Source organism: Pseudonocardia sp. ICBG601, from assembly GCF_020496245.1.
Genome location: NZ_JAHLJA010000169.1, coordinates 1 through 10,895, shown reverse-complemented (window position 1 = coordinate 10,895; position 10,895 = coordinate 1). Strand labels below are relative to the sequence as shown.

General features: G+C 73.1%; 11 protein-coding genes and 1 pseudogene. 4 read left to right on the top strand and 8 right to left on the bottom strand.

Features of this window, described 5'->3' with window-relative positions:
- Positions 1–879: 879 nt before the first annotated feature.
- Positions 880–1,371 carry a hypothetical protein gene (locus KPL57_RS56745; RefSeq protein WP_226358455.1) on the bottom strand — a complete coding sequence of 164 codons (492 nt, stop codon included), beginning with the start codon at positions 1,369–1,371 and terminating at the stop codon, positions 880–882.
- Positions 1,329–1,757 (bottom strand): hypothetical protein, encoded by a 429-nt coding sequence (locus KPL57_RS56740; protein WP_226358454.1) that lies wholly within the window; start codon positions 1,755–1,757, stop codon positions 1,329–1,331. Before KPL57_RS56740 ends, KPL57_RS56745 begins: the two co-directional genes overlap by 43 nt.
- 733 nt (positions 1,758–2,490) lie before the next feature.
- Between KPL57_RS56740 and modA the strand changes: the two genes are divergently transcribed.
- The gene (modA, locus tag KPL57_RS56735) at positions 2,491–3,288 is read left to right on the top strand and encodes a molybdate ABC transporter substrate-binding protein (RefSeq protein WP_226358453.1); all 798 of its coding nucleotides are present in this window, start codon (positions 2,491–2,493) and stop codon (positions 3,286–3,288) included.
- Between the two features lie 7 nt (positions 3,289–3,295).
- Here modA and KPL57_RS56730 read toward each other — a convergent pair whose 3' ends face one another.
- The 3 genes from KPL57_RS56730 to KPL57_RS56720 all read right to left on the bottom strand — a co-directional run bounded on the left by KPL57_RS56730 (position 3,296) and on the right by KPL57_RS56720 (position 5,203).
- Complete coding sequence (locus KPL57_RS56730; RefSeq protein WP_308253164.1) at positions 3,296–3,985, bottom strand: alpha/beta hydrolase-fold protein; 690 nt, start codon at positions 3,983–3,985, stop codon at positions 3,296–3,298.
- A complete protein-coding gene (locus KPL57_RS56725) occupies positions 3,982–4,419 on the bottom strand; it encodes a hypothetical protein (protein ID WP_226358451.1) in 438 nt (145 codons plus the stop codon). Before KPL57_RS56725 ends, KPL57_RS56730 begins: the two co-directional genes overlap by 4 nt.
- Before the next feature lie 85 nt (positions 4,420–4,504).
- A complete protein-coding gene (locus KPL57_RS56720) occupies positions 4,505–5,203 on the bottom strand; it encodes a maleylpyruvate isomerase N-terminal domain-containing protein (RefSeq protein ID WP_226358450.1) in 699 nt (232 codons plus the stop codon).
- Between the two features lie 54 nt (positions 5,204–5,257).
- Between KPL57_RS56720 and KPL57_RS56715 the strand changes: the two are divergent.
- Positions 5,258–6,298: pseudogene (locus KPL57_RS56715) on the top strand (NYN domain-containing protein); the annotation flags it as partial.
- A gap of 8 nt (positions 6,299–6,306) precedes the next feature.
- Here KPL57_RS56715 and KPL57_RS68380 read toward each other — a convergent pair.
- From KPL57_RS68380 to KPL57_RS56700, 3 genes are all read right to left on the bottom strand, one after another.
- Positions 6,307–7,386, bottom strand: a complete 1,080-nt coding sequence (locus KPL57_RS68380) for a DUF2188 domain-containing protein (RefSeq protein ID WP_264199853.1) — start codon at positions 7,384–7,386, stop codon at positions 6,307–6,309.
- Between the two features lie 102 nt (positions 7,387–7,488).
- Positions 7,489–7,830 carry a DoxX family protein gene (locus KPL57_RS56705; RefSeq protein ID WP_226358448.1) on the bottom strand — a complete coding sequence of 114 codons (342 nt, stop codon included), beginning with the start codon at positions 7,828–7,830 and terminating at the stop codon, positions 7,489–7,491.
- 402 nt (positions 7,831–8,232) lie between these two features.
- Entirely contained in the window at positions 8,233–9,528 is a 1,296-nt protein-coding gene (locus tag KPL57_RS56700) for an IS256 family transposase (RefSeq protein WP_226351176.1), read from the bottom strand.
- A gap of 214 nt (positions 9,529–9,742) precedes the next feature.
- On the opposite strand from KPL57_RS56700, the gene KPL57_RS56695 reads away from it, so the two are divergent.
- Together KPL57_RS56695 and KPL57_RS56690 are read left to right on the top strand one after the other, a co-directional pair.
- Entirely contained in the window at positions 9,743–10,264 is a 522-nt protein-coding gene (locus tag KPL57_RS56695; RefSeq protein ID WP_226358447.1) for a hypothetical protein, read from the top strand.
- A gap of 261 nt (positions 10,265–10,525) precedes the next feature.
- Entirely contained in the window at positions 10,526–10,789 is a 264-nt protein-coding gene (locus KPL57_RS56690) for a hypothetical protein (RefSeq protein ID WP_226358446.1), read from the top strand.
- Positions 10,790–10,895 lie beyond the last annotated feature (106 nt).

Below are 10,895 nucleotides of genomic sequence, written 5' to 3'. Positions count from 1 at the left end.
GATCCGGCGGCCGACGCTGCGACGGACGGGCTGGCGAAGCCCCGCCCGGTCCGCGGCTGACCTTCGACGACCCCGCCCCCGGCCCTGCTTCCGGGCAGCGGCACGGACGGTGGTGGCGACGGATCCGGTGCGCCCCGCGTGGTCTCGTTCGAGGAGCTGTCGGGACGAGGCACACACCGCGGCGGAGTCCGCCGCGACCGTGCGGGCCCCCGACGGCGCCCGACCACCGCAGCGGCTACGACCGGTGCGGGTACCGCGGCGGCCACGCCCACTCCGGACACCGCGGCCGACCTGTCCCGGAGCGCCGGTCCTGCCGGGCCGGGCCCCGAAGCGACGGGCGCCGGGGAGACGGGCGCCACCTCCCGTGGCCGTCGTCGTGGTGAGGGCGTGGCCGGGGGAGCCGCCGGAGCGAGGAGCGCACCCCGCGCGTCGAGACACCGCAGGAGCAGGAGAGCCGCGCTCGCGACATCTGCCTGCGCCTGCTCACCGAACGCGCCGCACGGTCAAGGAAAACTCGGCGACGCGCTGCGTCGCAAGGAGATCCCCGACGAGGTTCGCGCCACCGCGTCCTCGAGCGGTTCGACGAGGTCGGCCTCGTCGACGACCAGGCCTTCGCCGAACAGTGGGTCCGGTCCCGGCACCGTCACCGCGGCCCGGCAAGCGGGCGATCGCGATGGAGCTGCACCGCAAGGGCGTCGACCGCGAGATCGCCGACGAGGCACTCACCGGCATCGACGACGCCTCCGAACGTGACCGGGCCCGTGAGCTCGTCGTGCGGCGGTTGCGGAGCCTGCCCGTCGGGAGCCCGCGAGAGCGGCAATCCAGCGCCCGCAAGCTGGTCGGCATGCTCGCGCGCAAGGGCTACGGCTCCGGGGTCGCCTACGGGGTGGTCAAGGAGGAGATCGCCGCCGCCGGTGCGGACGCGACGAGCTGGGTGAGGCCCCGCCCGAGGACTGACCCGTCCCCGGCGGGACCCGCCGGCCGGTCACGACCGCAGGTACCAGGCGAACCAGTCGCGCATCGTCGGCGTGAGGTAGTGGGTCGGCGGCACTGCTCGGCCGGGAACAGCGGGAACCCCTGCGGGGCGTGCCCGGGCCGGTCGTGGAAGTAGGTCCCGCTGACCCAGGCCGGGTTGATGTCCAGCTCCATGCCGCGGACCACTCCCGCGTCGGCGAGCAGCCTGCCCAGCGTGCACACCGACAGTGCCGGTCCGGCGACGTAGACCTCGGTGCCGTCGGCGGTCACGCCGAACCCGGAACGGTGGACGAACGCGTTCTGTCCGATCGTGCTGCCCCACTCCGCGGTGCCGCCCGTGGCGCACGTGGGGTTCACCGCGCCGTCGTCGACGAGCGGGAGCAGGTTCTGCCGCACGCTCGCGACGTCCGGCCCCATCCCGACCTCGGTGCCCCAGCCCCGACGTCGGCCCGGCCGTCGGTGTGCAGGACCAGGCTGGCCTTGCCGGGCAGCAGCGGCGCGACCGTACGGCCCTCGGCGTAGTAGCCGTTGTGACTGGGGTCGGACAGCTTGAACCCGCCGTTGAACGCCACCGCCACCCCGTCACCGGCCCGTCCGGCCAGCGACGTCGACGCACGCCAGTGCCGGCCGGCTCGCCGACGCCCGGATGCAGGGTTGCCCCGCACCAGCGCGGGATCCATCCGCAGCACCCCGGCGAGGTAGGAGGTGTGGGTGTCGTCTCGACCCGCAGGGTGGTCACCTGCACCGCGGGCCGTCCGTGGTCGGCGACCACGGTCTGCCACACGCCCTCCCCGGGCAGCGGCGCACCGGCCGCGACCGGGGCGAGCGGCGGTGTCGTCGCCGGGTCGGGCAGCGCACCCGGAGCCCGCGGGATCCCACCGGCCGGGGTACCGCCCTCGGACGGCGCGTCCGCGGCGTACTGGAGCTCTCCAGGCCGGTCACCAGCCAGTTCAGCCCGTGGTCGCGGGCCCACTCGGCGGGCGCCTCGACCGGCCCGGTCCCGGGGGGCGCGGCCAGGGTCACCGCGCCGATCCCGGCCCCCGCGCCGCCGAGCCAGCACCACGAGCACCGCCAGGACCGCGCCCACCCGGCGCCGACGCCGGCGTCGCCGCGAGGGCCCCGACGCCGGAGCGATCTCGACGGTGGTCTCGACCGCGCTCATCGCCGCACACCCGGATCCGGGGTGGCCCCGTCCCGCCCGCCGGTCGCCCCCTCCGCCGTCGTACCCGGGGCCACGGCCCCGGCGGGACCAGCGTCTCCAGCACCATGCGCCGTCGTCCTCCTGCGTCGTGGCGGCATGATCCGCCGCCGCGGTGGAGCCTTCCGGTCGTTGCGCAGAGCAACCACAGAGAACGCTGAGCGATCACTGAGAGTCGACGACCGAGCCACGGCGCGGAGAACCGGCCCTGCGTGCCGATCGGTGGTGTGCAGTGGGCGATTGCGTGCATAAGATGCCCGCCGAGCCGCAGTTCGTGATCTACGAACGGCGCGAGGTGTCGATCCGGGAGGGTGTTCGTGAGGATCCGAGGACGAGTGGCCGGGGCCGCGCTGGCGGTGACGGCGCTGTTCGCAGTGGCGGGCTGCGGCGGGGGAGACGGGGGCGGCGGGACCGCCGCCCAGCCGAGCGGGCAGGCGCAGGGCGGCACGCTGACGGTGTTCGCCGCGGCGTCGCTGACCGGCACCTTCGGTGACCTGGAGAAGAAGTTCGAGGCCGCCAACCCCGGCACCGACGTGGTGTTCAACTTCGCCGGGTCCTCGGCCCTGGCCCAGCAGATCAACCAGGGCGCCCCGGCAGACGTGTTCGCCTCGGCCGACCAGAACAACATGACCAAGGTGACCGACGCGGGCAACGCCCAGGGGCAGCCCGAGGTCTTCGCCACCAACACCCTGCAGATCGCGGTCGCGCCGCAGAACCCGAAGCGGATCGCGTCGCTGCAGGACCTGACGAAGCCGGACCTGCGGACGGTGGTCTGCGCCCCGCAGGTGCCGTGCGGCTCGGCGACGGAGAAGGTCGAGCAGGCCGCCGGCGTGGACATCAGGCCGGTCTCCGAGGAGCAGGACGTCAAGTCGGTGCTGCAGAAGGTCACCACCGGCAACGCCGCCGCCGGGCTCGTCTACCGGACCGACGTCACCGCGTCCGGCGGGCAGGCGCAGGGCGTCGACATCCCGCAGGCGTCGCAGGCGGTCAACGAGTACCCGATCGTCGTCCTGAAGAACACGAGGAACGCCGAGCTGGCGCAGAAGTGGGTGCAGTTCGTGAACGGCGACGAGGGCCGTCAGGTCCTCGGGGCGGCCGGCTTCGGCGCCCCGTGACCCCGGGTCAGGGCGCGGGGACCGACACCCGTCCCACGAGCCAGGGGTAGGAGTCCGCCAGCGCCTGGGAGAACAGGTCGAAGTCGTGCCCACCCCCGGGCACGATCACCAGCCGGTTCTCCACACCTGCCCGGGTCGCCACCGCCGACAGGGTGCGTGCGGCGGCGGCCGGGTCGGTGTCGGCGTCGCCCGCCTCGAACCAGCCGGCGATCCCGGGGGCGCGGTTCGCGGCCAGCAGCGTCGCCGGGTCGTGCGCGGCGAACGCGGCCTGCGACCCGCCGAACAGCTCGGCGACGGTGTCCGGGACCCCGCCGTTGGAGTCCCCGACCCGCGGGCCGAGCAGCCCGGCGTAGTCGCCGAAGGTGGCGAAGACCGTGGGGTGGCGCAGCGCCAGCATCACCGCGCAGCTGCCGCCCTCGGACAGTCCCGCGACCGCCCACGCCGGTCCCGGTGGCCGGGTCCCGAACAGCCTGCTCACCACCCGCGGCACGTCGCGGGTCAGGTAGGTCTCGACCTTCGCGGTCGGGGTGTCGACGCACTCGGAGTCCGCGGTGTAGGTGCCGTTGACGTCGGGCATCACCAGGATCGGCGCGACCCCGTGGTGCTGGGCGGCCCAGGCATCGGCGACGTCGGCGGCGCCCCCGGAGTCCACCCAGTCCACCGGACGTCCGGGGGTCCCGTGCAGCAGCACGATCACCGGCAGCTGTGGCCGGGGTCGCTGGTACCAGGCGGGCGGCACCCACACGACCGCGGCCGGGCCGCGAAGTGCGACGCCGTCCCCGGGATGGGGACCTCCACGACCTGACCGGTCGCCGGGACCTTCCGGCTCAGCAGCAGCTGCGCGACCCCGATCCCCTCGGCCGGTCCGGTCCCGGCCACGTCACCGACGGTCCGGAGGTAGTCCAGCGCGGCGTTCACCCCGACCAGGGTGTTCGCCAGCAGCACCACCGCGACGACGCCCGTCGCGCCCAGCCGGGCGAGGATCCGCAGCGACCGGTGCCGGGACTGCCCGGCCCGCCGCACCCCCAGGACGACCAGCACGAGGACCACCACGCCGGCGAGGACGAACCCCGTCACGAACTGCCACGTGGTGATCGGGACCGCGTCGATCCCGGTGGTGCCGGCGTCCATGGACGGTTCTCCTCGTGTCGTGCCCGCGAGATCATCCCGTGCCGCCGTGAGGCCCGGGTGAGAACCCGGTGAGGATCCGCTGAGTTCACCGTCCCGACGGGTGATGCCGGTCCGGTCGCCGCGGACGTGGCGTCGACGACCGCCGGGCAGCCGGTGAGGGACCGGCCGGTGCGCAGAGCAGCGGTGAGGGGCCGGGCGGGAACCGACCGCCCTCAGCGCGGCGCGCCGTGCCAGCGCCACCGGACGGGGGCGGGCACACCGCGCCACGACGCCCGGCCGGTGTGGTGGAGCAGCGCCCCGGCCGGGTCGTCGCCCGCGTCGACGCCGGGCCACAGCCGGGCGAGCACGTCCCGGCACGGCTCCGGGGGCAGCGTCCACCCGGGGCGGTCGTGCGGGTGATGTCGTGGGTGTGCACCAGGACCTCGACGACGCCCATCGCCGCGAACCCGGCCGCGTCCGCGTCGCCGAACGGGTGCCAGCCGCGCACCCCCGGCGGCGCGGTCCGGACGGCCGCGGCGAGCATCGCCCCGCCCGTCGCGACGACCTGCAGCAGCCCGGCGGTGCCGACGCCCTCGGGCACCACGATCTCGAACGGCGGGTAGCGGTCGGAGGGGGCGAGCGCCACCTGGGCCGCGTAGCCGAACAGGTCGTCCGCGACGTGCACCGCGGTGTCCCGGCACGACCACTCCAGCGGCCCGGCCGGGGCGGACCAGCCGTCGTCGGGCACCGGCTCCAGGGCCCGGACCAGGACCGCCACCGCGTCCTCGACGTCCTCCGCGCGCATCGGTGCAGCGTGCCCTGCGGGCGGCCGCACGGGCCAGCGCATTAGGATTCCGCGGTGGCCCACGAGGACGAACGCATCGCACTGCTGCTCGACTACGAGAACCTCGCGATCGGCGCCCGCGACGGGCTCGGGGTCGTGCCGTTCGACTTCGGCCCGGTGGCCGACGCGCTCGCCGAGCGCGGGCGGGTCGTCGTCCGCCGCGCCTACGCCGACTGGTCCTCCTTCGACGAGGACCGCCGCCTGATGGCCCGCGCCCAGGTCGAGCTCATCGAGATCCCGCAGCGGATCGGCGGCTCCCGCAAGAACGCGGCGGACATCAAGCTCGCCGTCGACGCGATAGAGCTCGCCTACGAGCGGGGGTTCATCACCACCTTCGCCATCGGCACCGGCGACTCCGACTTCACCCCGCTCATGCACAAGCTGCGTGAGCTGGACAAGCGCGTCATCGGGATCGGCGTGCAGTCCTCGACCTCGGCGCTGCTGCCGCCCGCCTGCGACGAGTTCCTGTTCTACGACCGGCTCCCCGGTGTCGAGCCGACCCAGGCGCCCGCGCCGCCGCGTCGTCGCCGGGGGAGCCCCCGCCCCGCACCGGCTCCGGCCGCGGGACCGGTCTCGACACCTGCCCCGGTCGCGACCCCGGAGCCGGAACCGGCCCCGGTCGTCCCGCCGGACCCGTTCGACGTCACCTTCTCCGACGGCAGCGACGACACTGCCACCACCGGGGCCGAGGAGCGCGACCTCGCGGGCCTCGTCGTCAGCACCCTCGGCGGGCTGACCCGCCAGGCCGACGGTCCGGTCCTGGCGTCCCGGCTCAAGCGCGCGATCCTGCGCAAGGACCCGACCTTCGACGAGTCCGACCACGGGTTCCGCGGCTTCGGCGAGCTGCTGCGCCACCTGCAGGACCGCGGCGCGGTCACGCTGACCACCGGTGCGGCGCAGGGCGACCCCGAGGTGGCGCTGCCCGACGACCCGGACGCCGACCACGACGCGTTCGCGCTGCTCGTCGACGTGGTGCGGGAGATCGCCGCGGCCGGGGACCCGCCGCAGCTGTCCGGGCTGAAGAACCAGCTCCGGAAGCGGGTGCCGGACTTCTCCGAGAAGCGCTACGGCTTCGGCAGCTTCCTGTCCTTCGCGAAGGCGGCCCGCGCCCGGGATCTCATCGAGATGGAGTGGGCGACGACACCGGCGACTACGTGCTGCGCCCGACGTCCTGACCCACACACGACGATGCCCCCGCCGACGAGGTCGGCGGGGGCACCGTCGTGGTACTGCGGGGACTCAGCGGCCGGTGGCCTTGTGGGTCCCGCGCTGGAACAGCTTGCCTGCGCGCGCGCGGTGACCGCACCGGTCACGCCGAACGCGGTGGCGACCGCCCCGGCGGCGACGCGGCTGGTGAACCGGATCGGGTTGAGCGGCTTGTAGACGCGCAGGGCGAAGTCGTCGAGCTGCGAGGCGGCACGCTCGCCGTTCTCGTACAGCCTGCGGGCCAGGCGGGCCCCCTGGTCGTCGAGGTCGTCCTCGACGCGAGCGCTCACCCGCGCGGCCCGGTCCGCGGTGCGCACCGCGGACTCGGCGCCCTGGTCGGCGACGGCCTTGACGGTCTCGGCGGATCGCTCCGCGGACGCCCGGGCCTCGCCGGCGACCTGCTTGCCGGTCCGCTCGGCGGTGCCGGCGAGCTGCTCACCGGTGGCCTTGGCCGCCCGGGCCGCGGCCTTGCCGGCGTTCTTCGGGGCCTTGCCGTTCGTGTTGACCTTGCGCGCCTCGGCGGCCACCGTGTCGGCGCCCTCCTTGACGGCGTCGGCGGCCTTCGAAACGCCGTCACCGGTCTCGCCGGCGACCTTCTTGGCGGTCGTCCGGGTGTCGGAGCCGATCGAGTCGGCGGCCTTCCCGGTCGTGTCGGCGGCCTTCGACGCGGTGTCCTTGACCGCGGTGGCGGTGGCGGCCCGCGGCGGCTTCGCCTTCGTGGCGGTGCCGGCGTCGGCGTCGGGCTCGATGGAGCGGCGCTCGCGCACCGAGCCGTCGGTACCGTGGACGACGAGGAGGCCGCCGCCGTCGTTGGCGATGATCTCCACCGCCCGGGTGATGGCCTCGGCCTGGGTGCTGGTACGGGCACTCGGGCGTCGGGCGTCTTCCTTCTCGACGGTCCAGCCGTCGTCGACCGGCTTGACGTGGCGGTCGGCCATGGCGGGTTCCTCCCCTGTACGGGACTGACTGGGCGAACCGGGGTATCCGGAACGGTCTTCTCCCGTTGGGCATGCCCGACGATCGCTGAGCGTAAACGCAGGTCAGCGATGCGTGGCGAGCGTCTCGTTCCGTCGCGTGACCGCGATCACGGCAGCCAGGGCGCCGAGGACGAGGGGCGTGACGACGAGTACCCCGCCGTGCAGGACGAAGGCCTGGGTGAGCGCCGCACCGATCATCAGCAGGACGAGCCCGGCGGCGGCCGGGGCGGCGAGGCGCGGGATGCACAGCCCGATCCCGCCGGCCAGCTCGAGGAAGGCGACGACGTAGCGCAGCCACTGGCCGAGGCCGATCCCGTCGAAGATCGCGACGGCGAACGGGTCCCCCCAGAACTTCGGCAGGGCAGAGGCCAGGACGAAGAACAGTCCGAGCAGGATCTGGAGCACCCACAGTGCGCGGTGCGCGGCGACCGGCAGGCGGCGGGTGGGGGGAGGGGGTGGTCATGGTGCCTCCGCGAGCACGGCCCCGGCGGTTCCGGGGCGCTCACCACCTATGACCGGCGGCCCCGGCGATCTCATCGGTCGTGCGGGCGGGGACTACACCACCGGGCATCGGGCCCGCGGCGCGTGGCCGCGGTACCCGATGACCCGATGGTGCCCGGCATCGACAGGGGCTCCCGGTTCTGCAGATGCCGGTCACGGGGTTCAACGCCCGACCTGCCGTCGGGTTGTGGGTGCAGTGGCCCTTGTCTTGCCCGCCACCGTGAGCGGCGCCGCGCCCGCGACGGGCGGGAGCAGCTCGCGGTGGGCGTCCGCGAGCAATCGTCAAGACCTGTGGATGAAGATCTTTTAGGCGGCTTCGGTGTGGGTGTGGGCATCGGGTCGTTCGACGAGGCGGCCGGCGTCGAATCGGGCTCCGGCTCGGACGAGGGCGACCAGGTGCGGTCCGTTCACGGCGCGCCATCGGTTCTGGGCGGCCTCGATGAGCTTGAACGCCATCGCCAGTCCGGCCGCGCGTGACCCGGGCCCGCGGGTGACCCGGGTGCGGTGGCGGACCGTCGCGAACGTGGACTCGATCGGGTTCGTGGTGCGTAGGTGTTGCCAGTGTTCGGCGGGGAAGTCGTAGAAGGCGAGCAGTTCGTCGAGGTCGTCACCGATCTTCGTGACGGCCTTGCCGAACTTCGCCCGGTAGGCGGCCTCGAAGCGGGCCACGGCGTCGAGGGCTCTGCGGTCGAGGGCTCTGCGCTTGTCCTCGGCGTTCCAGATCTCGGTCAGCGCCTTCTTCGCCCCCGGATGCGCTGACTTCGGCAGCGCGGCAAGGACATTGGCGGTCTTGTGGACCCAGCAGCGCTGCTCGCGGGTCTGCGGGAACACCTCGCGCAGCGCGCCCCAGAACCCGAGCGCGCCGTCAGCGACCGCGAGCACGGGTGCTCGCATGCCGCGCCGCGCGCAGTCGCGCAGCAGATCGGCCCAGGACTCGCTCGACTCGCGGTAGCCATCGGTCAGGGCGACGAGTTCCTTGCCGCCGTCCGCGCGGACTCCGATGAGCACGAGTAGGCACAGCTTGTGTTCCTCGAGGCGGATGTTGACGTGGATCCCGTCGGCCCACAGGTAGACGTAGTCCACACCGGACAGGTCTCGGCGGGAGAAGGTCTGCTGTTCGGTCTTCCAGGTCTCGGTCAGTCTGGTGACCATCGACGCCGACAGGCCCGCGGTGGAGCCGAGGAACTGCCCGAGCGCGGGCACGAAGTCCCCGGTCGAGAGTCCGTGCAGATACAGCAGCGGTAACACCTCGGTGATCTTCGGAGTGCGGCGGCACCATCGCGGCAGGATCGCCGAGGAGAACCTGCAGCGGTGCCCGGTCTCGGGATCGATGCGGCGGTCGTCGACCCGCGGGGCGACAACCTCGACCGCGCCGGCCGAGGTGAGGACCTCGCGGGGCTGGTGGGTGCCGTTGCGGACCACGAGCCGCCGGCCGTGCTCGTCGCGCTCCTCAGCGTGGCGGGCGATGTAGTCATCGACCTCGGCCTGCAACGCCTCGGCCAGCATCCGGCGGGCGCCTTCGCGGACCAGGTCGTCGATCAGCGAGCCGCCGCCCCGGCGGGGTTCATCGGTGTCAGCAGCTCCAGGAACTACGGTGAGCACGGGTCGTACCCTTCCGGCCGGCGTTGACCCGCCGGCCTTGCTTCAGAGCCTCAAGATCACCGGGAGGGTACGGCCCTCCAGGTCATCCACAGGTCTCAAGCCATTGCTCGGCGTCCGACCCGAGTTGCACAGGTAGTCAGGGGTCGTGAGCCGTCGGTGCTGGTCAGCTGGCTGCTTGATCGGGATCTGGGGCACTAATCGGTAGTCTCGGGTAGTGCCGTTCGTTCGGAAGGTGAAGACGGCCTCCGGGGCGACAGCGGTGCAGGTCGTGGAGAAGCGCCACGGCGTCCGCCGGATCGTCGCCCACGTCGGCTCCGCGCACGATGACGCCGAGCTCGCAGTCCTGATCGCCTCAGCACGAGACCGCATCCATGCAAGCCAACAGGCGCTGGACCTGGACACCCCGGCCGCTGGGGGTGCAGGTGGGGCGATCGTGACCGAGTCGTCGAGCGAGGTCCTGTGGAACGTCCTGATCGAGGCCTACCGTCGCCTCGGCTTCGACCAGCTCGCAGACGAGGCGTTCCGGGCACTCGTGCTCGCGCGAATCGTCGAGCCCACCAGCAAGTCCGCCGCAGTAGGGTCCTCGACGAGCTCGGCGTGGCCGCGCCGCACCGCAACACCTTCACCGCGGCGTTGCGCCGCTGCGTGGACAAGGACTACCGAGCCGCCCTCGCCGCCGCCTGTGCTGCGGCCTCGCGCCGGTCGGGTCCGGTGTCGCTGGTGCTCTACGACGTGACCACGCTGCACTTCGAGGTCGAGAACGAGGACAAGCTGCGCAAGGTCGGGATGAGCAAGGAACGCCGGGTCGACCCGCAGATCCAGGTCGGGCTGCTCGTGGACCCGTCCGGGTTTCCACTCGAGGTCCGCTGCTTCGAAGGGAACAAGGCCGAGACCACCACCCTGCTCCGGTGCTCGACGAGTTCCGTAAGCGGCACCAGGTCAGGGACATGGTCGTCGTCGCGGACGCCGGGATGTTGTCGCGAGCAACCTAAACGCGTTGGAGGACAACGAGTTCTCGTTCATCGTTGGGTCGAGGATCAGCAAGGCGCCCTACGACCTGGCCATGCACTTCGAACGCCACGGCAACGCCTTCGACGATGGCCAGATCCTCGAGTCACGCCGCGACATAGGGACGGGTAAGGCGAAACGCTCGCGCCGGACCGTCTACCAGTACCGGTTCGCCCGGCACAAACACGACGACCGGGCGATCAACGCCATGGTCGACCGCGCGAGAAGGTCGCCGCCGGCACCCGGCCGTTGAAGAAGGACCGCTTCGTGCGCATCGCAACAGCGGAACCGAGGTCGACTGGGCCCTGGTCGAAACGCGCCCGCCAGCTCGCGGGTTTGAAGGGCTACGTCACCAACCT